Genomic DNA, 20,976 nt, shown 5'->3' with positions numbered 1-20,976 from the left:
CTCTATACGGGGAGAAGAAGGCTAGTCTCTGGAAATGATCTCCTCGCCGCCGATCACCAGCCTGAGACCGAGGTCACCGGCTCTGCGGCGGGCAAGGAAACGGGGGCGGCGCATATTGGAAACGCGGCCCTTGCGGCGCCCCTGCGGCGGCAGCGTCTTGATCGCGGCGCCCAGCGATTCTTCCAGGGTGCGGGCGACGCCATCGGATTCGATGAGCAGCATCGGCAGACGGTAGGCGTCGGCCCAGGCGCGCCAGTCGGCGGCGACGTCTTCGAGATCGTCGGCCACCAGCAGCGGCACCGACAGCATCGGATCGTTGTGCAGGAGTTCCAGGGTCACCGTGACATTGCCTTCCGGATCCTCCATCGCACGGGCGGCGACGCCGCGAAATGCATTGGCGGGCAGCACGATGATCGCCGGCAGCCCGCTCATCTCGAGCAGGCGGCGGATCACGGCGCCGCGCTGGTCGATCGTGAAGGTTACGTCGCCATAATCGTCGCGTGTGGCATAGCTCACCACCTGCGGCAGGCGGAATGGGTCGAGACGCATGTTGCGTCCCGCCCAGACTGGCTTCAGTCCAGTGTTCACGTTCATAGAGCGCCTTCCTGTCTGTCTCCTGAGAGCCGGTGTCCGGTTCTCTCCGGGCCAGTTTTCCCGGCCTCGTTATGGGGAAACAGTAGCGCCGGCTCCTTACCGCCGCGCTTAAGAAAGTCGGTTAAATTTTGCTGATCTCAGGGATGGTTATCGGAATGCCACCAGCAACAAGATGCTGAAAGGATCAGATAACCTTACCAGGATTCATGATGCCGGCCGGATCGAAGGCAGCCTTGACCCGGCGCATCAGATCAATGGCCATGGGCGGCGCGGTGGCGATCAGTTCGTCGCGCTTCAACTGACCGATGCCGTGCTCGGCCGAGATCGAACCGTGCAGGCTGCGCACCACGTCATGCACGGCCTTGTTCATGGCATGGTAGAGCGCCAGGAACGCTTCGTCGTCGCCGTCGACGGGCCGTGAAATGTTATAATGGAGATTGCCGTCTCCCATATGGCCGAAGCAGACCACGCGGGCACCGGCGCTCACTGACGCCACCGCGCCGGCGGCCTCCACGATGAAGCGTGGTATCGATGCGATCGGCACTGAAATGTCGTGCTTGATCGAAGCGCCTTCCGGCTTCTGTGCCTCGGGCAACAGCTCGCGAAAATCCCAGAAGGCATCGCCCTGCCCGAGGCTGGCGGCGATGACCGCATCGCCGACGAATTCCTGCTCGAGACCCGCCGAAAGCACATCCTCGATCAGCGCCCGAGAATCCTCCGCTGAGCGGCCGGACGATATCTGCATCAGCACGTACCAGGGCCAGTCTCCGGCCAGCGGCCGCACGACGCCCCGGGCGTGCGCAAGGGTAAAGTCATACGGGCGCTTGCCGATCAGTTCGAAGGCCGTGAGTGCGGCTCCGGCGCGGTCCATGGCCAGGCTGAACAGGGAAAGGGCGGCGTCGGGCGACGATAGGCCGACGAAGGCGACATCCCTTCCCTTCGGCTTCGGGAACAGTTTGAGCACGGCGGCGGTGATGACACCGAGCGTGCCTTCGGCGCCGACGAATAGGTTCTTCAGGTCGTAGCCGGTGTTGTCCTTCTTCAGTTTGCGCAAATCATCGAACACCTCGCCGGTCGGCAGCACCACCTCGACGCCGAGGCACAGTTCGCGCGCATTGCCATAGGCCAGCACGCCGGTGCCGCCGGCATTGGACGACAGGTTGCCGCCGATCTGGCAGGAGCCTTGCGCGGCGAGCGACAGCGGAAACAGCCGGTCGGCGGCATCGGCCGCTTCCTGCAAGGTCTGCAGGATGACACCCGCCTCGACCGTGACCGTATTGGACAGTACATCGATCTCGCGGATGCGGTTCAGTCGCGACAGCGACAGGACGATCTCGCGGCCGGATCTGTCCGGCACCTGCGCGCCGACCAGCCCGGTGTTGCCGCTTTGCGGCACGATCGGCGTTCCGGTCTCTGTCGCCAGCCGCATGATCCGGCTGACCTCGTCGACGCTGCCCGGCCGCAGCACCAGGGACGTCGCGCCATGCCAGAGGCCGCGCCGCTCGATCAGATAAGGCGCGATATCCTGCTGGTCGCGCAGCGCATATTTGTCGCCGACGATCGCCGCGAAACGATCGACGAGAGCGGGATCGAGTGTCTTTGCGGTTTCGGTCATCTGGGAAAACTACGTTGTGGGCCGCGCGTTGTCACGAGGAGCGGCGGCACGGGAGAGCCGGTCGTTGATGGCCTCGCCGAGCCCGTCAAAGGGAATTGGCTCGACGGCGATAATCCGCGCGCCGCTGCGATCGAGATCCTGCATGTAGGCAAAGAGATTGCTTGCCGCTTCACGCAGGTCAGCTGACAGGGAGAGGTTGAGGAAAGCGGTTGCGCCGCGCCAGCCTTCCGCGCGCTGGTCGCCGAAGGCAAGCAACGCTTCTCCTTCACCAACCGTGCCGGCATTGAGCCGAACAGCCGCGCCCGGTGCGTAGTGCGAGGCAAGCATGCCCGGCGCCTCGATGCCGGCAATGCCGCCGCGCTGCAGCTCCATGCGGATGGCCGCCTCGATCTCGTCGGCGGCAATGCCGCCGGGCCGAAGCAGGCGCAATCTTTCGCCTTCGGCCTTGACGATGGTCGATTCCAGGCCGACCGGCGTGGCGCCGCCATCGACCACCAGTTTGATGCGCGCGCCTAAATCCGCAGCCACCGCTTGCGCTGTCGTCGCGCTGATCTTGCCGGATGAGTTGGCGCTGGGCGCGGCAAGCGGTCGGCCAAGCCTGGCGATCAGGTCGCCGCCAAAACCCCTCGGCATGCGCACGGCGATCGTGTCGAGCCCGGCCGTGACCAGCGGATGAATGCCATTGCCGGGGCGCTGCGGCAGCACCAGCGTCAGCGGACCCGGCCAGAAGGCAAGCGCGAGCGTCCTAGACAGCGGATCGAACGAGGCGATGCGCTCGGCCATCGCCATGTCGGCGACATGGGCGATCAGCGGATTGAAACGCGGCCGCCCCTTGGCTTCGAAAATGCGCGCCACGCCAATGCCGTTGGTGGCATCGCCGGCCAGCCCGTAGACGGTTTCCGTCGGGATGGCGACGACATCGCCGCCCAGGAGCAGCGCCAACGCCGGTTCCATCGCTTCGCCGACGGCAAGTATCTCAGCCACTCTCGTCACCTCGCGGATGCCGGCTGCGTAATACGACGGGGCCGCCGGGGCAAGCGGGCATCGGCAATTCACCAATCCCTAAAATGCTATCTTTCCACGAAAGCCGGCATCAATCGCCAAGTACTATCATGCGGCTTCTGGGCAACGGGGAGCTATGTCGGTGTCTGTTCGTATTTGGGGAGCGCTTGCCATCACTCTGGCCTCAATGGGTGGCGGGGCTCAGGCCTCGTCGCTGGTCTTTCCCGGTGCGCCGGCCTCGACACCCTCCATCCTTGCGCTGAAGGCGGCCGACGGCAAGGCGAGCGACGTTGTGTCCGTCATTGCGCTTGGCGAGCCTGACGTCACCTACGAGAAAGTCGCGGCAATCCCGGACAAGACCGAGGCGACGCACTCCTTCGCGCAGAGCCCGATGATCATCAGGGGTGGCGTCGTCGGCGGCGCTTTCTCGACACCCGTGCAGGCCAAAGCGCCGGCCGCGGCAACGGCCCCAGCCACCCCAACCGCCCCTGCGACGGCGACAGCCTCGGCAGCCCCCGCGCCGGCAGCGCACGGGAAAGCAGCGGCACCGGCGGCAGCCGTGCAGCCACCGCCAGCCCACCAGCCTGCTTCGGGAGCCGGCAAGGTCAAATAGCGATCTCGCCAACCGGGCGGGCAAAATGCTCGGCGGCTTGACGGCGGTCTGGCGCCCTGCGCACGATTGTCCGGCGAATTTCGTCTAGAGTATCTCGCTGGCGGCTCTGCGCCTCAATTTCACCAAGCGGCTCCGGCGGACGCAATTGCATTGTTCAAGGCAAAGGGGGTTGCTCATGAAAAATTCGAAGACCGTTACGGTGGCTGGGTTTCTGCTGGCGTCATTGCTTGGGGGCGTGGCCCAAGCGGAGGACATGCTGGGATCCTATGTCGCGCGCATTTCCGATCGCGATCACCAGGCGAGCGACGGCTATGCGCTAAATGGGGCCGCGCAGATGGTGCGGCAGGACCGCGCCAACTGGCACAAATTCCATCGCCGCGACGGCGACGACGAGAGCGACGCCTGGTTCAGGACCAACGACCAGCGCGCCGACCTGCAGCGCATGTTGGAGCGCCCCGGCGCGATGAGTTCCTCGACCAAGCGCGCCATCGTCAATGGCGAGCCGCTGATCCAGGTCGACGTCTATGAAAACAGCGTGCGCGTCAGCATTCTGGAAAACTGATTAAATCAATTTGGGGAAGACGGCGGAAGGGCGGCGCGAAAGCGCCGCCCTCGAGAACCTGTTACCTGAAAAATCAGGCTGCTTCTTCCTTGTCGTCGTCGTCGTCTTCGGACTCGCCGTCGTCGGATTCTTCTTCAGCGTCATCGCCTTCGGCCTTCACGGTATCATCGGCGTCGTCTTCGTCAGACTCTTCGCCGTCTTCGTCGTCGCCTTCCTCGTCATCGCCATCTCCATCTTCGTCAGACAGATCAGCGGCCTCGACCGTGGTGGCAGCAGCGGCATGATCGAGGGCGGTTTCGGAAGCGAATTCAAGCGGCTCGGCAGGAGCCGAGGTTTCTTCTGTCACTTCGATTTCGTGATCGGAATTCATGGAAGCCTCCGTTGGGGTAGGGAACACGCCCCTTTTGCCACGGAGAGATCATCGTCATATGACTGTAAGCCGGCTCGAGGGGCCGGCCGGAACATATTTTCCAGCGGCCCGCGGCCCCTTTATCCCGGCATGATCTTGTCCGAAAATCGGTGCCGACTTTTCGGCAAAGTGCTTCTTAACCAGCGATTTTCGAGAAATCCGCGACCTGACCGGTAGCCGTGCGAATGCGCGCGAGCAGCGCCAGTCGGTTGGCACGCACGGACAGGTCCTCATCATTCACGAGAACATGCTCAAAGAATGAATCAACGGGTTCACGCAGCACGCTAAGCGCCAGCATGGCAGCCGAAAAGTCTTGGTTTTGAATCGCTTCGCCGGCTTGCTTCTCGGCCTGATTCACCGCGGCAAACAGCGACTTCTCCGCATCTTGCCGGAACAACGCCGGCTCAACGGCTTCGGCGACCGCCGTTTTCTTCTTCTCCTCGGCCGCCAGAATGTTGGCAGCACGCTTGGTGCCGGCGAGCAGGTTTTTGCCGTCCTCGGTGTCAAGGAAAGAGCCAAGCGCCTCGACGCGGCGAACGATCTGCAGGAGGTCGTCGGACTGAGACGTGATCACCGCGTCGATGAGGTCATGGCGCGCGCCCTGGTCGCGGAGGTAGACTTTCAGGCGGTCGTGGAAGAAGGCGAGGAGGTCTCGATCCACGGACTTCCCGTCGCCGACTTGCCCGCCCCCGTGCGCATGGTCGCCGCCTGACTCGGCTTGCTCCCTGGCTTGCCTTTTATCAATCTGGTCAATAGTGGTCTTTCGATGGTTGGCCATGGTGGAAAGAAGCGATAGCCGCGTTCCATTCTCCAGAGCCAGCCTCACCATCCCCAGCGCGGCTCTGCGCAATGCGTAGGGGTCCTTCGACCCAGTCGGCTTTTCATCGCTGATCCAGAAACCAACCAGCGTATCAAGCTTGTCGGCGAGCGCCACGGCGACCGACACTGGATCGCTCGGCACATAATCGGACGGCCCTTGCGGCTTGTAGTGCTCCTCGACGGCCGCGGCCACGGATGGATGCTCGCCCTGCAGCAGCGCATATTTGCGGCCCATCGCGCCCTGCAATTCGGGAAACTCGCCGACGACTTCAGTGGTGAGATCGGCCTTGGCGAGAACCGCCGCACGGCCCGCGAGCGTGGGGTCCGCGCCAACGACCGCCGCCAATTCCTCCGCCAATCGCTTGATGCGCTCCACCCGCTCGCCCTGCGTGCCAAGCTTGGCGTGGAAGGTCACATTGAGATGGTCGAGGCGGGCCATGCGCTGGTCTAGCGGCTTCTTCAGATCGAGGCCGAATTTTTCGGCGGATGCCCGGAGCTGGTCGAGATCGGGCAGGTCGCCCTGGTCGGTCGTCCAGAAATAAAGCGCGTCGGACAGGCGGGCGCGCACCACCTTGCCGTTGCCGTGGGCGATCTCCTTGCCGCCGTCCTTCGCCTCGATGTTGGCGGTGAGGATGAAGCGGTTGGAGAGCGCCTCGCTTTCCCCCTGCGGCCGCGTGACAAAGCATTTCTGGTTGGCGCGGATCGTCAGGCGGATCACCTCGGCTGGAATGGCAAGGAATGCCTCTTCGAACTCGCCCATCAGCACGACGGGCCATTCGACCAGTCCCGACACTTCCTCAACCAAGCCCTCGTCCTCGACCAGGTCGAGCCCGTTGGCGAAGGCGAGGTTGCGGGCGTCGGCGAGGATGATCTCCTTGCGACGGTCGGCGTCGAGCACGACCTTGCCCGCCTCGAGCTTGCCCACATAATCATCGAAGCGGCGCACGGTGATTTCGCCGGGCGCGAGGAAACGGTGGCCGTAGGTGATGTTGCCCGAACGGATGCCGTCGATCTCGAAATCGACCACCACCGGCTCCTCGGTCTCGGGGCCGAAGGTGCATAGAATCGATTGCAGCGGCCGCACCCAGCGCAGCGAGCCCGGCTTGGCCGAAGCTGGTCCCCAGCGCATCGATTTCGGCCACGGAAAATTCCGAATGATGTCAGGCACCAGTCCGGCGATGATCTCTTCGGCCGCCCTGCCCGGCTTGGAAATATGGGCGACGTAGAAGTCGCCTTTCTTCGGGTCGGAATGGACGTGCGCCTCGGCGATCGAAGACAGGCCGGCCTTGCGCAGGAAGCCTTGGACGGCCTGTTCTGGCGCCGATGTCGACGGCCCCTTGATATCCTCGTGAATGTCTTTCGAGCGTGCGTTGAGTCCGCGTATATCCAGCGTCAGGCGCCGCGGCGTCCAATACTCACGCGCGGCCTCATAGGTGAGACCCGCCTCGACCAGACCGTCGGTCAGCATCTTCTTCAAATCACCCGCCGCCTTGCGCTGCATGCGGGCAGGAATTTCCTCGGAACGAAGTTCAAGAAGCAGGTCAGGCATCGGGGTCAGCTCATGCGGGAGAGTGGTCCGCGCGGGGCATAGCAACTCGGCTGGCCGCTGTCACCCTTTCCATAAATTTCAATAGGCCTGTCGGGACGAGCCGAACCCGCCCGTCCTTGGATCAAAGATTTCCATGAACCGAAGGCTGCGCTGAAGCGACCCACGCTCAGGCAGGGGACTATTGGCTGAACGACGATGAAAACGGCATCCAGACTTCTTCAGATCCTTGCGCTCAGCGCCTGCTTCACCGCGCAGGCCCACGGCGCCTTCTCGATGCCGGGCGTGCGGCAGGCGCTAAGGACAATGGCTGGTCCGAGCGGCCAGATCCTGCCGCCGATCAGTGCTTCCCTCGAAATGATCGAGGACGCTTGAGGCTCAGGCCGCCAACCCACCCGCCTGCGTCTTCAAGAACGCCTCGCCGCAGGCCTTCGCCAAATTGCGCACTCGCAGGATGTAGCTCTGGCGCTCGGTGACGGAGATCACGCCACGCGCGTCCAGCAAATTGAAGACATGGCTGGCCTTGATGCACTGGTCATAGGCCGGGAAGACCATCTTGTGCATCGGCAGATTGTCGTTCGACGCCGGCGCGCCGGCCTCGAGCAGCGCCTTGCACTCGGCCTCGGCGTCCTCGAAATGCCTGAGCAGCATCGCCGTGTTAGCGTATTCGAAATTGTGGCGCGAATATTCCTGCTCGGCCTGCAGGAAAACATCGCCATAGGTTACCTTGTCGGCGCCCTCGCGGCCGTTGAAGTTGAGATCGTAGACATTGTCGACGCCCTGCACATACATGGCCAAGCGCTCCAGGCCGTAGGTGAGTTCACCCGCCACCGGCGCGCATTCGATGCCGCAGACCTGTTGGAAATAGGTAAACTGCGAGACTTCCATGCCGTCGCACCAGCATTCCCAGCCAAGGCCCCAGGCGCCCAACGTCGGGCTTTCCCAGTCGTCCTCGACGAAGCGTATGTCGTGCAACAGAGGATCGACGCCGATCGTCGCAAGCGAGCCGAGATAAAGCTCCTGCAGGTTCGGTGGATTGGGCTTCAGGATCACCTGGTACTGGTAGTAGTGCTGCAGCCGGTTGGGATTCTCGCCATAGCGGCCGTCCTTGGGACGGCGCGAAGGCTGGACGTAGGCGGCGTTCCAGACCTTGGGCCCTAGCGCGCGCAACGTCGTTGCCGGGTGAAAAGTGCCGGCGCCGACCTCCATGTCATAAGGCTGGAGAATGACGCAGCCATATGCCGCCCAGTAATTGTGCAAAGTGAGGATCAGCCCCTGGAACGAGCGGCTGGGATGCATATGGGCTGGGATTTCAATCGTCACGGTGGCCTCGGCGACACAGGCTAGCTTGCGGCCACGTCCTAGAGACACGGCGGCAAAGCGTCAAGCAAGCGCGTCCGATGCGGCCCGCCGTGAGCATGCCGGGCGATGTTGAAGATTTTGCGAGCGACTGGCCCATTGCCCGCCGCCACGGTCCGCGATCCAATTCGACGAAGCGTCCCTTCCAAGCACAGCAGGTTCAGCCATGTCCAGCCCGATCAGCATCCGCCCCCTCACGCCCCTGGATTTCGACCGATGGCTGCCGCTGTGGGACGGCTACAACGCGTTCTACGGCCGTTCGGGCGAGACGGCGCTGGCAAGCGAGATCACCGCAATGACGTGGTCGCGCTTCTTCGACGCCTACGAGCCTGTCCATGCGCTGGTCGCGGAAAACGAAGGCGAGTTGCTTGGCCTCGTCCACTACCTGTTCCACCGCAGCACGACGGCGATCGCCCCGAACTGCTATCTGCAGGATCTTTTCACCAACGAATTGTCGCGCGGCAAAGGCGTCGGCCGTGCGCTGATCGAAGGCGTCTACGAGCGCGCCCAGGCGGCCGGTTCCGGCCGAGTATACTGGCTGACGCATGAAACCAATCACACGGCGATGAAGCTTTATGACAAGGTCGGCGAACGCTCTGGCTTCGTCGTCTATCGAAAGATGTTCTGAGCGCGTCGGCAGGCGTTTTAAGCGGACGGATATCAAACGAAAACGGGGCTCCGAGAGCCCCGTTCGCATTCCAAAAAGGCGGTTTCACCCCTTCGGGGCGGGAACCGGCTCCGGCTTGACCTTTGGGGTTTCCTGCGCCGTGTTGGACTCGATCGGCGGCAGGCCCTTCATCAGCTTCTGCTGCAGGGTGGCCAGCACATCCGGATCAGGCTTCAAGTCGCGGGCCTGGTTCCACTGGAAGGTGGCTTCCAGCTTGCGACCGACGCGCCAGTAGGCGTCGCCGAGATGGTCGTTCAGAACCGGATCTTCCGGCTTCAGCGAGACAGCGCGTTCCATCTCGCGCACCGCGTCATCGAACCGGCCGAGGCGGAAATAAGCCCAACCCAGGGAATCGACGATATAGCCGTCGCTCGGCCTGAGATCGACGGCCTTCTGGATCATCTCCAGGCCTTCCTTCAGGTTGGTGTTCATGTCGACCCAGGAATAGCCGAGATAGTTCAGAACCTGCGGCTGGTCTGGCTGCAATTCCAGCGCCTTGCGGAAATTCGGCTCGGCCTTCGGCCATTCCTTCAGCCGTTCATAGGCGATGCCGCGCTGATAGAAGATGTTCCAGTTGGCGGCGGTCGGTGTCTTCAGCACCTCGACGGCCTTGTCGTAGAGATTGGCGGCGGAGCGGAAATCGTCCTTCGAGGAGTAGACACCGCCGAGCGCCAGATAGGCGCGCATGTCGTTGGGATGAGCTTCGACAAAGGCCTTCAGATGCGTGATCGCCTCGTCATGGCGGTCGAGATCGGCAAGGTTGAGGCCAAGCTGCAGGTCCGAAATCTCCTTCAGCGGCGAAGTGTCGGGGATGCGCCGATAGAGCGCGATGGCGCCTTCGCCGTTCTTCAGCTGTTCGGCTACGGCGGCGAGTTGCACGAGGGCAGCGTCGCTGTCGGGCTTCAGGGCCAAGGCATATTGCAAATAGAGGCGCACGAATGGCTCGCCGCCGCCACGGTTGAGCGCGGTGGCAAGATCGAGCAGGATCTCGGAAGCACCGTCGGACGGACCGGACACGAAGGGCGCGATCTTGTCGCCCTTGCTGATCCTGTCGCGCAAGGCGACGATTTCCAGCTTGCCCGGCGAGAACGCCTCGGCCTGGTCGAGAACCGACATCGCTTTGGCCTTGTCGCCCTTGCGGGCCAGAAACGAGGCATAGGCCTGCGCATTGCGCATCCAGGTTTCAGGCGCCGCACCGCCGGCGGTGGTGTCCTGCATCGTCGCGGCATAAATAGCCTCGGCCTTTTCAGGCATACCAGACGCATCGGCGATCAAGGCGCGGTGGAAGGATTTGAACAGGCCGAACCAGTCCGGCCCCTGCAGCTTGTCGATCGAAGCCATCGCTTCGCTGGCCTGGCCGGCACCTTGTTCGGCCCAGCCGGACATGACGCCGGAGATCAGCCGGTCGAGATCGGATTCCAGCGACAGCTTGAGCCAGTACTGCGCCTTCGTGAAATCCTTCTTGTGGAAGGTATCGACCGCAAGCGCCAAGCGCGAGAAGCGCTCGACATCCGGCACTTCCTTGAGCTTGTCGGCATAGACCAGCGATTCATCGAAGCGGCCTTGAGCGATCAGCGACAGCATCAAGCTCTGCTGCAGGGCTGTGTCACCAGGATTGAAGGCCAGGGCCTGCTTGTAATAGGCGATGGCGCTGTCGAGGTCGTTGTCGCCCTCGGCGATCCTGGCAGCCAGATAGGCGCCCGAAAATGACGAGATCTTGACCGGTTCGGTGGATTGCTTGGCATAGGCCGGCAATGCGGAAATCGCCACGCCCGTCACAATTGCCAGCCTTGTCAGCCAGCGCGCACGTCCTTGCTGCATCATATCCCTTTCAGCCAGGCGCCATCTCCGCGTCAGCGGATCGACCCAGACTCGATCTTTCCGGGCAAAGCATGGCCTTTTTGGGGTCGCGCTTCAATCCGCCTGAAATTCACAATCGGGTCACCCGATTAACAAACCATGGCTAAATGGGACGGTTTTGCGCGTCAACAGGCCGCTGCAGCCGCGTATCGCGATAGCCGCCGCTTGCCACCGCGCCGCACAGCACGCTCCAGTCGCAGCCGCCGCAGGCCTTGCGCACGTGGCCGGCCGAAAACGCCTGCCGCAGCCGTATCAGGGTGGGCGCATCGACATCGAGGCGTGCGCCGTCCCGGATGGGCCGAGCCAGCAGCGCTTCCACGTCTTCCGCGGCCTGCCGGTCCCGCTCGGCCGCGCCCTCTCGCAGGCAGTGCGGTTCCGGCTCATAAAGCAACGGTGCGCAGATGTCGTCCGAGCCGGCGACGAGGACGATGTCCTCGCCCCGGCTCAGACGCTCCGCGATCCCGTCATAATTGGCGGTGAAAACGGGGCTGTAGCCCTTGCCCACATAGGTGAGCAGGCAAAGGAGATGGTGGGCGCGCAACCTGATCGTCACGGCTTCGGCAAGTTCATCTTGGCGCGCGGGAGCGCCATCAGCGTCGCGGCGCCAAGCGCCGATTTCAGCAACCCGCCGACGATGAACGGCACGAAGCCGAAGGCGATGGCCTTTTCGGCGCCGATCATGACGGCAAGCCAGGCTGTGCCGAGCGCTAGACAGGCAAGATTGCCGAGCAGCATGGCGGCGAAGGCAAGCAAAACCCTGTTGCCGTTCCAGCCGCGCTCGGCCATCCAGCCGACCAGCGCGCCGGTGACAGGAAAGGCGAAGAGATAGCCACCCGTCGGGCCGACGAAATGCTGAATGCCGGCAGCACCGCCGGCCAGGACCGGAAAGCCGACAGCACCTTCGACCAGCCATGCGGCGATCGTCACCGCGCCAAGCCGCCAGCCATAGAGCGCACCGATCATCGTCACGGCGAAGGTCTGCATGGTCACCGGAACCGGCACCATCGGCACCTCGATGTAGGAGCACAGCGCCAGGAACAGCGTGCCGAGCACGACGGCGCCGGCCTGCCAGCCGAGCGATCGCTGCTGCAGGCGCAACGGGCTGAAGGACGGTCTGGCGGACGAGAATGCGAGGTTGGTCATAAGCTTCCCTTCGGTCGATCCAAATTATAGATAATTTTTGCTTTCGATCTATTATCGAATCCACATTTCTTGAGTGATAGCAAGCCCGGGCTTGGAAAAAGGCACCTTAACCCACGATGGCGAAAGCTTCGCGCGTGGCGCCGGAGGCTGTCCTGACCGGCTTGCGGCCAATCCATTGGACATGCCGTCCCAATGTTGCCGCGGCCGATTCGGTATTTCCCTGCCGCAAGGCGGTGAGGATCGCCCGGTGGTCCTGGTCGGTGCGCGTCTCCCACTCCGAGCGCCAGGCCGCGAACAGGAAGCGCGCGCTTGCCGCGTGCAGGTCGTCTATGGTGGCAAGCAGGCGCGGCATGCCGCAGGGCGCCAGGATCAGCCGGTGAAAGGCGCGATTGGCCTCCTCCCACGACCTGACGTCACGGGATTTGTCGCCGGCCTTTGTCGCCTCCTCGGCCTGGTCCAGAATGGCCGAGGTCAGATGCGGCGCGGCGTGGCGCAGTGCCAGCACTTCGAGCGCGGCCCGCATTTCGGCGACCTCCTTGACCTCGCCCAGATCGAAGGCCGCGACACGCACGCCACGGCGCGGCTCGCTGACGGCGAGGCCCTGCGCCTCGAGGCGGCGAAAGGCCTCGCGCACGGGAACGTGGCTGGTGTTGAATTCCTCGGCGACATGATCCTGCCGCAACCTCGCCCCCGGCTCGATCGCGCCGGAGATGATGCGGTCCGCCAACGCCTTGCCGATGCGCACCGCTATGGTGTCGTCCGTGCCTTTTGCCATGATTTATAGATAATTTGCGGTGGTGCGGCTTGTCGAGACGGCAGGGCGGATTCACAGGCGTCTTTTTACTGACGGCCCCTTAGGAACCTTCAGGCGCTCAGTTCACCCGGCTGATGCAGAAATCGATGACGTCGATCAGCGCCGATTTCTGCGACGTCTCTTCAAGCGGCGCCAAGGCGTCGCGGGCGATTTCGCCGAAATGGCGGGCGCGCCCTATCGTATCGGCAATGGCGCCGTGGCGGGTCATGAGGCCGATCGCCTTTTCCAGCCCGGCGTCGTCGGTGACATTGTCCTCGATGGCGCGCTTCCAGAAGGTGCGTTCGGCCTTGCTGCCGCGCCGGTAGGCGAGGATGACCGGCAAGGTCACCTTGCCCTCGCGGAAATCGTCGCCGACATTCTTGCCGAGATCCTTGCTGGTGCCGCCATAGTCCAGCGCATCATCGATCAGCTGGAAGGCAAGGCCGAGATTCATGCCGTAGGAACGCAGCGCCGCACGGTCGTTGCGGGTCGCCTGGGCGATGACCGGGCCAACCTCGGCGGCGGCCGAAAACAACGCGGCGGTCTTGGCCTTGATGACGGCAAAATGCTCGTCCTCGGTGGTTTCGAGGTTCTTGGCGGCGGCCAGCTGCATGACTTCGCCCTCGGCGATGATCGAGGCTGCACTAGACAGGATGTCGAGCGCTTCGAGCGAGCCGACATCGACCATCATGCGGAAGGCCTGGCCAAGCAGGAAGTCGCCGACCAGCACGCTGGCCTGGTTGCCCCAGATCATGCGGGCGGTCTTCTTGCCGCGCCGCATGCCGCTTTCATCGACCACGTCGTCATGCAGAAGCGTGGCCGTATGCATGAATTCGACCGAAGTGGCGAGCTTGACGTGGCCCTCGCCGGCATAGCCGAACATCTGCGCCGCAGCTAGCGTCAGCATTGGCCTGAGCCGCTTGCCGCCGGACGAGATCAGGTGGTTGGCGACCTCGGGGATCATCTCGACGTCGGAGCCGGCCTTGGACAGGATCAGCTCGTTGACACGTCCCATATCGGCAGCAGTCAGATCGATGAGATCCTTGATGGAGGCGGGCTCCCGCTTCCCGTTTTCGATGTTGAGAACGACACCCACGACAATCACTCCCGTCTTGGTATAACGCGTGCGACGGCACCCTTAGTCCCGACAAGACTCTAGGGCCGCTGGCACGGCCACGGCAAGTGGCGAATTGGCGCGGCGGCGACAGCGTGTCAACGCCGGGAAATGCGGGAATGCGGCCGCACGTTTACATGCACGCCGCAACCTGCGAGTTTCTTGCGATGATAGAGCTCATCCGCACCAACGACGCCGTCATCATCTCCTTTGTCGAATCGCTGATGCGCGATGCCGGGATCGGCTGCTTCGTGGCCGACCAGAACATGAGCGTGCTCGACGGCTCGCTTGGTATCCTGCCGCGACGCCTCATGGTCGATGCCGACCAGGCCGACGCCGCGCGCCGCATCCTGACCGATGCCGGCATCGCCAACGAGATCCGGGGGAAATAATGTCGGCCGCGCCAGCCGCCCTTGTCCCGGATACGCCGGCTCATACGGTCGATGCGTTCCACCGCGGCCGGTTCTGGCTCGTGCAGCCCAAGCATGGCGGCCATCGCGCCGGGATGGATGCAATGATGCTGGCCGCATCCGTACCATCCTCGTTTGGCGGACGGCTCGCCGATTTCGGGGCCGGCGCCGGTGCTGCCGGTCTTGCGGTGCTGTCGCGCTGTCCGGGTGCCCAGGCTGTGCTGGTCGAACGCGCGCCTGAGATGGCGTCTTTCGCGGCAGCCACGCTTGCCCATCCGGGCAATGCGCACCTCAGCGATCGCGCTGCCGTGCTCGTCGCCGATGTCACCGTGTCGGGCCGCGCACGGGCCGCCACCGGCCTTGCCGACAATGATTTCGACTTCGTCATCATGAACCCGCCTTTCAACGCCGCACGGGACCGCGCCACTCCCGAGCCGCTAAGAAAGGAAGCGCACGTCATGGAGGATGGGCTGTTCGAAAGCTGGATCCGCAGTGCGGCGGCGGTTGTCAGGCCGCGCGGCGGGCTTGCCGTCATCGCCCGGCCCGAACAGCTCGGCGCCATTCTCGACGCGATTTCAGGCCGCTTCGGCGAAGCCGAGATGCTCGCCGTGCACCCTCGCCCGGACGCGGCCGCAATCCGCATTATCGTGCGGGCGGCCCTTGGGGCACGAGGAAAGCTCGCCATCCGTCCGCCCCTGATGCTTCACGCGCGATCGGGCAACGGCCCCGACGAGCGCAGCGAAATGATCACCAACGGGCTCGCCTCGCTGTTCGGAGACTGAACTGTTGCCTGGCCCGCACATTGCCGTTGGCCCGGAAATCCCTACATGCCTGCAACCATCGCCGGAGACCACGCCATCGTGAAACGTCTTTTCAACCGCCTGCTGCCGAAGTCCTGGCGCTCCACCGTCGTTACGGTTCCGGTCATCCGACTGCACGGCACCATCATGGCCGGCGGGGGGCAGTTCCGGCCGAGCCTGTCGCTTGCTTCCACCGCCGGACTGATCGAAAAAGCGTTTTCCTTCGAGGCGCCGGCGGTCGCGATCTCGATCAATTCGCCGGGCGGCTCGCCGGTGCAGTCGCGGCTGATTTTCAAGCGCATCCGCGACCTTGCGGTCGAGAAGAATAAAAAGGTCCTGGTCTTCGTCGAGGATGTCGCGGCGTCCGGCGGCTACATGATCGCGGTCGCAGGCGATGAGATCTTCGCCGATCCCTCCTCCATCGTCGGCTCAATCGGCGTGGTATCGGCTTCCTTCGGCTTCCCGGAACTGATGAAGAAGATCGGCGTTGAGCGCCGTGTCCACACCGCCGGCCAGAACAAGGCGGTGCTCGATCCATTCAAGCCCGAGAAGAAGGAAGACGTCCAGCGGCTCAAGGTGCTGCAGCTCGAAGTGCACGAGACCTTCATCGATCTGGTCAAGGAGCGCCGCGGTACGAAGCTGGCGGACGATCCGGATCTGTTCACCGGGCTGTTCTGGACCGGCAAGCGAGGCCTGGAGCTCGGCCTCGTCGATGCGCTGGGCGACATGCGCACGGTGCTGAAGACCCGCTTCGGGCCGAAGACCCAGCTCAGGCTGGTGGCGGCGCCGCGCGGTTTGTTCGGCCGCTTCGGCCTGTTCGGCTCGAGCAAGGGCTTTTCGGCGCCCGATATCGCCGCGGCTGCCGCCAGCGGCGTCATCGATGCGGCGGAAGAGCGCGCATCGTGGGCGCGCTTCGGGCTTTGAAAAAGCCATGAAAGCGTCTAGCATGGTTGCCCGAAAGACCCGACCGGCCGGTCTTACCGGCCCAGCGTGGTAGGAGCTTGACATGCCGCAGATCATTTTCTTCGCCGTCGTCGGCGTCGCCGCCTATTTCGGCTACCGCACCTTCGTGCGCGAGGCTGAACGCGTGACGGCCAAGGTGCGGCGTACCGAAAAACAGGCGGCCAACGGCGCGATGGGAACGCTGGTCAAGGATCCGCGGACCGGCGAATACCGGCTGGCCAAGGACTGACCCTCATTTTACTCGCAATCGAGACCGCGGAATCCGGTCAGCGTGTCCGGACATGGGCCGCACCCGCCAAGATAAACCTAGCTTTGCACGTCACCGGCAGGCGCGCCGATGGCTATCATCTCATCGACAGCCTGGCTGTGTTCACGCGCTTTGGCGACAGGATCGAGATCGCGCCGGCCGACGCCGATGAGTTCAGCGTGTCCGGACGCTTTGCGGCGGACGTGCCGCTCGATGGCGGCAATCTGGTGCTGAAGGCTCGCGACGCCTTGCGGCAGGCCGCCGGCGTTCGGAGCACGCCGCCCGTATGCATCAGGCTCGAAAAGAACCTTCCGGTCGCATCCGGCGTGGGCGGAGGTTCGAGCGATGCGGCAGCCGTGCTGCGCGGGCTGACCGAGAGCTGGGGGCTAGAGCTCGATAGCGTTGAGCTGGCGCGGATCGGTCTTTCGCTCGGCGCCGATGTGCCGATGTGCCTGGCGGCAAAGCCGCTGATCGCGCGCGGCATCGGCGAGGAACTGTCGATAGTGCCGGATTTTTCGGCACTGGGTCTCGTGCTGGTCAATCCGGGCGTTCCGGTCTCGACGTCGGAAATCTTCGCCGCGCTTTCCCATCGCGATAGTGAGCCGCTGCCGCCGCTGCCGCGCAGTATCGATTTTCACAGCCTGCGCAACTGGCTGGAAATCACCCGCAACGATCTCGAGCAGCCAGCCCTTACGATGCAGCCCGCCATAGGCAGGGCGCTTTCATGGCTTGATAAGGCCGGATCGGGCTTTTCACGAATGTCCGGATCGGGTGGGACGTGCTTCGGCCTGTTCGAGACCGGCAATGTCGCCAAGCGCGCGGCGGCCGAGATCCGCAGCCGCCAGCCCGACTGGTTCGTCGCGGCAACGCGCAGCATGGCGTCGGAGGCTGGGCGAGATGGCCAGAATTGACGAGAGCCGTGCCTTCATTCCGGTGCGCATCGCGGTGCTGACTGTTTCCGACACACGCAGCCTTGCCGACGACAAATCCGGCCAGACACTGGTCGATCGCATCACCAAGGCCGGCCACATCCTGGCCACCCGCGATATCGTCACCGACGACCGCGAAAGAATCCGCGACACCGTTCTGGCATGGTCGCGGGACAAGGCCATCGACGTCGTGATCACCACTGGCGGAACCGGTTTTACCGGACGCGATGTGACGCCCGAGGCGCTGGAGCCGATCTTCGAAAAGCGCATGGACGGCTTTTCGGAAGTGTTCCACCGCATTTCCTATGACAAGATCGGCACCTCGACGATCCAGAGCCGGGCGACCGGCGGTGTCGTCAACGCCACCTTCGTCTTTGTGCTGCCGGGCTCGCCCGGCGCCTGCAAGGACGCCTGGGACGGCATCCTCGAGCCACAGCTCGACTACCGGCACATGCCCTGTAACTTCGTCGAGATCATGCCGCGCCTGGACGAACATCTGCGGCGCGGCAAATCGGCCCCGTAAAAGCCTCCAGCACCTCCTGCATCACCGCGCGGATCACTTCGTGCAGCCCATCCGGGTTCGAAAGCAGAATGTCTTTGACGGCAGCGATGGCGGATTTATCTTCGGTCTTGGTCATGGTGGCGTTCCTTCGCGGGAATCAGGTGACGTTGAACATCACCAGCCTGCCATGAACGCCCTCTCTCAGCGAATTTGCAGAACTCTCAGCACACTACCGGCGGCGCTTGTACCTGGGCGGCGCCGCCCAGATCTCGGCGTCGAGTTTCTTTGTCGCCAGACCTCGTGCCAACGCCTCGGCGCTGCCGGCATTCTTGGACAGAGATGCCGCCTGTCGCTTGCTGATTACCAGTCCGTCGGCGAGCGCGCGGTTCGCGGAAAAGACCCGGGCCAGGAACGGTGGACGGCTGCCCCGCGCCCGCGAGAACCGGGCCGCCATTGTCTGCCTAGCCGTATGGGCGAGGACGGCGTCGATCCAGCCCTCCACCAGCCTCGCACCCGGCTCGAGAAACAGCAGCCAGTCACCCTTTGCCTGGCGGATGCCGGCGGCGATGCCGCCGCTCCCCACATAGTGGCAGCCGGCATGCTCGGCGACGCGATGCGTCTGGTCGCTGGAGCCGGTGTCGCAGACGACGACCTCGCGCACCACGCCCTCGACCGCGCCGCCAATCAGCGTCGACAGCGTACGGGCGAGCCCCTCCTCGTCATTGTGCGTTTCAATCAGAACACTGAGCATGATTAGCCGAATACCGGAAAGCGTCGATCGGCGCCAGTTTTCGCGGCGCACCATAGAAAGTTCTTGATTTGTTCTCATCGACGAAATAGGAATAATTTCATGAGCAGAGCGATTCGACACAACATGAACAGTCCTTGGGAGCGGGCGAAGATGGAACCGATCATGCGCGCCGACATTGCAGCCTTCGGAGCAGGACGAGCCGAAATGGCCAATGCAATGATCGAGCAGAGCGGCATGCGGGTCCGTCCGGACCGCAACCGCGGCCGGTCGGCAGGCATCAATCCGTCCGGCCGGTTCGAACCTGTCAGCCGGCATGTCTTCGACGACGGCTGGAGTTCGCTGGAGGAACTTCCTCCCTTCAAGACCGAGGTGCAGGTGGAAAAGCCGCGCACCATCATCACCCGCAACGAATTGCCCGACATCTCCTTCGACCGGTCGATCAATCCCTATCGCGGCTGCGAACACGGTTGCGTCTATTGCTTCGCGCGGCCGACGCACTCGTTCATGGGCCTGTCGCCGGGCCTGGACTTCGAATCCAAGTTGTTCGCCAAGCCCGACGCGGCACGCCTGCTCGACAAGGAATTGTCAAAGGATGGCTACCAGCCGCGCACCATCGCCATCGGCACCAACACCGATCCCTATCAGCCGATCGAGAAGCAGTACCGGATCATGCGCGAAATCCTCGAAGTGCTGGAGGCGCGCGGCCACCCGGTCGGCATCGTCACCAAATCAGCCCTGGTCGTGCGCGACATCGACATTCTGTCGCGCATGGCGGAGCGGGGCTTGGCCAAAGTGGCGCTGTCGGTGACGACGCTTGACCGCATGCTGGCCAGGACGATGGAGCCTCGCGCATCGACGCCGACCAAGCGGCTGGAGGCGATCAGGCAGCTTTCGGATGCCGGTATCCCCGCCTCGGTGATGGTGGCGCCGATCATTCCGGGCCTGACCGACCAGGAGATGGAACGCGTCCTCGATTCGGCGCACCATGCCGGGGCGCGCGAGGCTGGCTACGTGGTGCTGCGCCTGCCGCTGGAGGTCAGCCCGATCTTCAAGGACTGGCTGCTGCGCCACTATCCCGACCGCTACCGCCACGTCATGTCGCTGATCCGTTCGATGCGCGACGGCAAGGACTACGATTCGGAATGGGGCAAGCGCATGAAGGGCGCCGGACCCTATGCCTGGCAGATCGGCCGGCGCTTCGAAATCACCGCCAAGCGGCTCGGCCTCAATGCCGAGCGGCGTACGCTGCGGACCGACCAGTTCGTCGCTGCCGGCAAGGACCAGGAGCAGTTGATGCTGCTCTGAACCGAAAATCGCCTCGGCTGTTCATTGCCGCCGTGGCAAAGAAATCCCGTCCGGCCTGCCCCGGCCTGCAGACGGTGCCCTCCCGGTCCGGCGCCCCACCCGACCCGGAGGGACTTGCGGAGAATCGGAGCCGATGCGAACCTCGCCGCAACATGGCTCGCGCGCGTTCTGATTCTCCGCCTCTCTTCGAAATCGTCGAGAAACCCGATTTCTCCTTCGAGACGAAGGCGATGGCCGATGGTTTGTGGCCGGTCGCGGGGATGGACGAAGCCGGCCGCGGCCCGCTCGCGGGTCCTGTGGTCGCGGCGGCAGTGGTGCTCGACCCCGCCAATATTCCCGAGGGTCTCGACGATTCCAAGCGGCTTAGCCACTTGCAGCGCGAAGCGCTGTTCCTGCACATCATCGGCTCCGCTCTCGGCGTCTCGATGGCGTCGATCAGCGCCGAGGGCATCGATGGCAGCAACATCCTCAAGGCGAGCCTCGAAGCGATGCGCCGCGCACTGGTCGGGCTGCCGGTGCAGGCTAAGCTCGCGCTCGCGGATGGGCGCGACGTGCCGCCGGGGTTGCCCTGCGAGGGGCGCGCGCTGATCAAGGGCGACCAGCGCTCCCAGTCGATCGCCGCGGCCTCGATCGTCGCCAAGGTCATGCGCGACCGCATGATGCGCGGCTGCGGCAATCATCACGACCGCTACGGCTTCGAAGTCCATATGGGCTACGCCACGGTCCGGCACCGCACGGCGATCGAGGCGCATGGGCCAGTGGCTCGACTGCATCGCTCCTCGTTTGCGCCGTTCCGACTGGGCGGGACGGATGTGGTTGAGGAAGAGAGCTTGGCCGGGCTGGAGTAAGGCGACGGCAGTGGTAATGCCGATCTTGCCCACGAGGGCGGAGATTGGCCGCTTTGACGCGCCGCTTTCTCCCAACAAAAAAAGCCGCCAGGTTGCCCGGGCGGCTTCATGTCAGCGACTGAAGA

25 protein-coding genes are annotated in these 20,976 nt (G+C 63.8%); 12 read left to right on the top strand and 13 right to left on the bottom strand.

What is annotated here, in order from left to right:
* Positions 1-21: 21 nt before the first annotated feature.
* The 3 genes from AC3CB8_RS14390 to AC3CB8_RS14380 form a co-directional block, all read right to left on the bottom strand.
* Entirely contained in the window at positions 22-588 is a 567-nt protein-coding gene (locus AC3CB8_RS14390; protein WP_023772950.1) for a DUF6101 family protein, read from the bottom strand.
* Positions 589-778: 190 nt separating this feature from the next.
* Entirely contained in the window at positions 779-2,209 is a 1,431-nt protein-coding gene (locus AC3CB8_RS14385; RefSeq protein WP_352566446.1) for an FAD-binding oxidoreductase, read from the bottom strand.
* A 9-nt stretch (positions 2,210-2,218) separates the two neighbouring features.
* Positions 2,219-3,193 (bottom strand): L-threonylcarbamoyladenylate synthase, encoded by a 975-nt coding sequence (locus AC3CB8_RS14380; protein ID WP_352566444.1) that lies wholly within the window; start codon positions 3,191-3,193, stop codon positions 2,219-2,221.
* A gap of 154 nt (positions 3,194-3,347) precedes the next feature.
* On the opposite strand from AC3CB8_RS14380, the gene AC3CB8_RS14375 reads away from it, so the two are divergent.
* On the top strand, positions 3,348-3,824 hold the full coding sequence (locus AC3CB8_RS14375; protein ID WP_245273834.1) for a hypothetical protein: 477 nt from the start codon (positions 3,348-3,350) through the stop codon (positions 3,822-3,824).
* 175 nt (positions 3,825-3,999) lie between these two features.
* Positions 4,000-4,386 carry a hypothetical protein gene (locus tag AC3CB8_RS14370; RefSeq protein WP_023772954.1) on the top strand — a complete coding sequence of 129 codons (387 nt, stop codon included), beginning with the start codon at positions 4,000-4,002 and terminating at the stop codon, positions 4,384-4,386.
* A 73-nt stretch (positions 4,387-4,459) separates the two neighbouring features.
* Here the strand turns inward: AC3CB8_RS14370 and AC3CB8_RS14365 are convergent, their stop codons facing one another.
* Both AC3CB8_RS14365 and glyS read right to left on the bottom strand, forming a co-directional pair.
* Complete coding sequence (locus AC3CB8_RS14365) at positions 4,460-4,756, bottom strand: hypothetical protein (RefSeq protein ID WP_023772955.1); 297 nt, start codon at positions 4,754-4,756, stop codon at positions 4,460-4,462.
* Between the two features lie 175 nt (positions 4,757-4,931).
* A complete protein-coding gene (glyS, locus tag AC3CB8_RS14360; protein ID WP_352563019.1) occupies positions 4,932-7,163 on the bottom strand; it encodes a glycine--tRNA ligase subunit beta in 2,232 nt (743 codons plus the stop codon).
* A 195-nt stretch (positions 7,164-7,358) separates the two neighbouring features.
* Here glyS and AC3CB8_RS14355 point away from each other — a divergent pair, with 195 nt between their 5' ends.
* Complete coding sequence (locus tag AC3CB8_RS14355) at positions 7,359-7,535, top strand: hypothetical protein (RefSeq protein ID WP_023772957.1); 177 nt, start codon at positions 7,359-7,361, stop codon at positions 7,533-7,535.
* 3 nt (positions 7,536-7,538) lie between these two features.
* Here the strand turns inward: AC3CB8_RS14355 and AC3CB8_RS14350 are convergent, their stop codons facing one another.
* A complete protein-coding gene (locus tag AC3CB8_RS14350; protein WP_352563018.1) occupies positions 7,539-8,483 on the bottom strand; it encodes a glycine--tRNA ligase subunit alpha in 945 nt (314 codons plus the stop codon).
* Positions 8,484-8,685: 202 nt separating this feature from the next.
* Here AC3CB8_RS14350 and AC3CB8_RS14345 point away from each other — a divergent pair, with 202 nt between their 5' ends.
* Positions 8,686-9,147, top strand: a complete 462-nt coding sequence (locus AC3CB8_RS14345) for a GNAT family N-acetyltransferase (protein WP_488377315.1) — start codon at positions 8,686-8,688, stop codon at positions 9,145-9,147.
* 84 nt (positions 9,148-9,231) lie between these two features.
* Here AC3CB8_RS14345 and AC3CB8_RS14340 read toward each other — a convergent pair whose 3' ends face one another.
* The 5 genes from AC3CB8_RS14340 to AC3CB8_RS14320 all read right to left on the bottom strand — a co-directional run bounded on the left by AC3CB8_RS14340 (position 9,232) and on the right by AC3CB8_RS14320 (position 14,078).
* On the bottom strand, positions 9,232-11,007 hold the full coding sequence (locus tag AC3CB8_RS14340) for a tetratricopeptide repeat protein (RefSeq protein ID WP_352563036.1): 1,776 nt from the start codon (positions 11,005-11,007) through the stop codon (positions 9,232-9,234).
* Positions 11,008-11,149: 142 nt separating this feature from the next.
* Entirely contained in the window at positions 11,150-11,599 is a 450-nt protein-coding gene (locus AC3CB8_RS14335) for a DUF1284 domain-containing protein (RefSeq protein WP_352563017.1), read from the bottom strand.
* Positions 11,596-12,189 (bottom strand): biotin transporter BioY, encoded by a 594-nt coding sequence (locus AC3CB8_RS14330; RefSeq protein ID WP_023794594.1) that lies wholly within the window; start codon positions 12,187-12,189, stop codon positions 11,596-11,598. Before AC3CB8_RS14330 ends, AC3CB8_RS14335 begins: the two co-directional genes overlap by 4 nt.
* A 106-nt stretch (positions 12,190-12,295) precedes the next feature.
* Positions 12,296-12,964: a GntR family transcriptional regulator gene (locus AC3CB8_RS14325; protein ID WP_023794595.1), complete on the bottom strand. Its 669-nt coding sequence runs from the start codon at positions 12,962-12,964 to the stop codon at positions 12,296-12,298.
* Between the two features lie 97 nt (positions 12,965-13,061).
* Positions 13,062-14,078 carry a polyprenyl synthetase family protein gene (locus tag AC3CB8_RS14320; protein ID WP_023772962.1) on the bottom strand — a complete coding sequence of 339 codons (1,017 nt, stop codon included), beginning with the start codon at positions 14,076-14,078 and terminating at the stop codon, positions 13,062-13,064.
* Positions 14,079-14,263: 185 nt separating this feature from the next.
* Between AC3CB8_RS14320 and AC3CB8_RS14315 the strand changes: the two genes are divergently transcribed.
* From AC3CB8_RS14315 to moaB, 6 genes are all read left to right on the top strand, one after another.
* Complete coding sequence (locus tag AC3CB8_RS14315; RefSeq protein WP_352563035.1) at positions 14,264-14,488, top strand: putative signal transducing protein; 225 nt, start codon at positions 14,264-14,266, stop codon at positions 14,486-14,488.
* Positions 14,488-15,288 (top strand): tRNA1(Val) (adenine(37)-N6)-methyltransferase, encoded by an 801-nt coding sequence (locus AC3CB8_RS14310; RefSeq protein WP_023772963.1) that lies wholly within the window; start codon positions 14,488-14,490, stop codon positions 15,286-15,288. Before AC3CB8_RS14315 ends, AC3CB8_RS14310 begins: the two co-directional genes overlap by 1 nt.
* Before the next feature lie 78 nt (positions 15,289-15,366).
* Entirely contained in the window at positions 15,367-16,230 is an 864-nt protein-coding gene (locus AC3CB8_RS14305; protein ID WP_352563034.1) for a S49 family peptidase, read from the top strand.
* A gap of 82 nt (positions 16,231-16,312) precedes the next feature.
* Positions 16,313-16,498 (top strand): membrane protein, encoded by a 186-nt coding sequence (locus AC3CB8_RS14300; protein ID WP_023772965.1) that lies wholly within the window; start codon positions 16,313-16,315, stop codon positions 16,496-16,498.
* A 5-nt stretch (positions 16,499-16,503) separates the two neighbouring features.
* Complete coding sequence (locus AC3CB8_RS14295; protein WP_198026142.1) at positions 16,504-17,427, top strand: 4-(cytidine 5'-diphospho)-2-C-methyl-D-erythritol kinase; 924 nt, start codon at positions 16,504-16,506, stop codon at positions 17,425-17,427.
* Positions 17,414-17,968, top strand: coding sequence for a molybdenum cofactor biosynthesis protein B (moaB, locus tag AC3CB8_RS14290; RefSeq protein ID WP_023772967.1), 555 nt, complete (start codon positions 17,414-17,416; stop codon positions 17,966-17,968). Before AC3CB8_RS14295 ends, moaB begins: the two co-directional genes overlap by 14 nt.
* Here moaB and AC3CB8_RS14285 read toward each other — a convergent pair.
* Positions 17,919-18,083, bottom strand: coding sequence for a hypothetical protein (locus AC3CB8_RS14285; protein ID WP_352563037.1), 165 nt, complete (start codon positions 18,081-18,083; stop codon positions 17,919-17,921). The two genes, moaB and AC3CB8_RS14285, sit on opposite strands and share 50 nt — an antisense overlap.
* A gap of 93 nt (positions 18,084-18,176) precedes the next feature.
* Positions 18,177-18,698: a glycosyltransferase gene (locus AC3CB8_RS14280; protein ID WP_023794600.1), complete on the bottom strand. Its 522-nt coding sequence runs from the start codon at positions 18,696-18,698 to the stop codon at positions 18,177-18,179.
* Positions 18,699-18,848: 150 nt separating this feature from the next.
* Between AC3CB8_RS14280 and AC3CB8_RS14275 the strand changes: the two genes are divergently transcribed.
* Both AC3CB8_RS14275 and rnhB read left to right on the top strand, forming a co-directional pair.
* A complete protein-coding gene (locus AC3CB8_RS14275) occupies positions 18,849-20,003 on the top strand; it encodes a PA0069 family radical SAM protein (protein WP_488377372.1) in 1,155 nt (384 codons plus the stop codon).
* A gap of 152 nt (positions 20,004-20,155) precedes the next feature.
* Entirely contained in the window at positions 20,156-20,851 is a 696-nt protein-coding gene (gene rnhB, locus AC3CB8_RS14270; protein ID WP_023771005.1) for a ribonuclease HII, read from the top strand.
* Positions 20,852-20,976 lie beyond the last annotated feature (125 nt).

The sequence above is a fragment of the Mesorhizobium sp. P160927 genome (assembly GCF_057766385.1).
The sequence above is the reverse complement of the archived record's forward strand: the minus strand, read 5'-3'. Positions and strand labels throughout refer to the sequence as shown.

Bases quoted from the DNA above. Each gene is read 5' to 3' on its own strand.
- rnhB (WP_023771005.1), top strand. From the start codon at position 20,156: ATGGCTCGCGCGCGTTCTGATTCTCCGCCTCTCTTCGAAATCGTCGAG.
- AC3CB8_RS14370 (WP_023772954.1), top strand. From the start codon at position 4,000: ATGAAAAATTCGAAGACCGTTACGGTGGCTGGGTTTCTGCTGGCGTCA.
- glyS (WP_352563019.1), bottom strand. From the start codon at position 7,163: ATGCCTGACCTGCTTCTTGAACTTCGTTCCGAGGAAATTCCTGCCCGC.
- AC3CB8_RS14330 (WP_023794594.1), bottom strand. From the start codon at position 12,189: ATGACCAACCTCGCATTCTCGTCCGCCAGACCGTCCTTCAGCCCGTTG.
- moaB (WP_023772967.1), top strand. From the start codon at position 17,414: ATGGCCAGAATTGACGAGAGCCGTGCCTTCATTCCGGTGCGCATCGCG.
- AC3CB8_RS14385 (WP_352566446.1), bottom strand. From the start codon at position 2,209: ATGACCGAAACCGCAAAGACACTCGATCCCGCTCTCGTCGATCGTTTC.
- AC3CB8_RS14375 (WP_245273834.1), top strand. From the start codon at position 3,348: ATGTCGGTGTCTGTTCGTATTTGGGGAGCGCTTGCCATCACTCTGGCC.
- AC3CB8_RS14300 (WP_023772965.1), top strand. From the start codon at position 16,313: ATGCCGCAGATCATTTTCTTCGCCGTCGTCGGCGTCGCCGCCTATTTC.
- AC3CB8_RS14310 (WP_023772963.1), top strand. From the start codon at position 14,488: ATGTCGGCCGCGCCAGCCGCCCTTGTCCCGGATACGCCGGCTCATACG.
- AC3CB8_RS14340 (WP_352563036.1), bottom strand. From the start codon at position 11,007: ATGCAGCAAGGACGTGCGCGCTGGCTGACAAGGCTGGCAATTGTGACG.
- AC3CB8_RS14280 (WP_023794600.1), bottom strand. From the start codon at position 18,698: ATGCTCAGTGTTCTGATTGAAACGCACAATGACGAGGAGGGGCTCGCC.
- AC3CB8_RS14325 (WP_023794595.1), bottom strand. From the start codon at position 12,964: ATGGCAAAAGGCACGGACGACACCATAGCGGTGCGCATCGGCAAGGCG.
- AC3CB8_RS14355 (WP_023772957.1), top strand. From the start codon at position 7,359: ATGAAAACGGCATCCAGACTTCTTCAGATCCTTGCGCTCAGCGCCTGC.
- AC3CB8_RS14275 (WP_488377372.1), top strand. From the start codon at position 18,849: ATGGAACCGATCATGCGCGCCGACATTGCAGCCTTCGGAGCAGGACGA.
- AC3CB8_RS14285 (WP_352563037.1), bottom strand. From the start codon at position 18,083: ATGACCAAGACCGAAGATAAATCCGCCATCGCTGCCGTCAAAGACATT.
- AC3CB8_RS14315 (WP_352563035.1), top strand. From the start codon at position 14,264: ATGATAGAGCTCATCCGCACCAACGACGCCGTCATCATCTCCTTTGTC.
- AC3CB8_RS14365 (WP_023772955.1), bottom strand. From the start codon at position 4,756: ATGAATTCCGATCACGAAATCGAAGTGACAGAAGAAACCTCGGCTCCT.
- AC3CB8_RS14345 (WP_488377315.1), top strand. From the start codon at position 8,686: ATGTCCAGCCCGATCAGCATCCGCCCCCTCACGCCCCTGGATTTCGAC.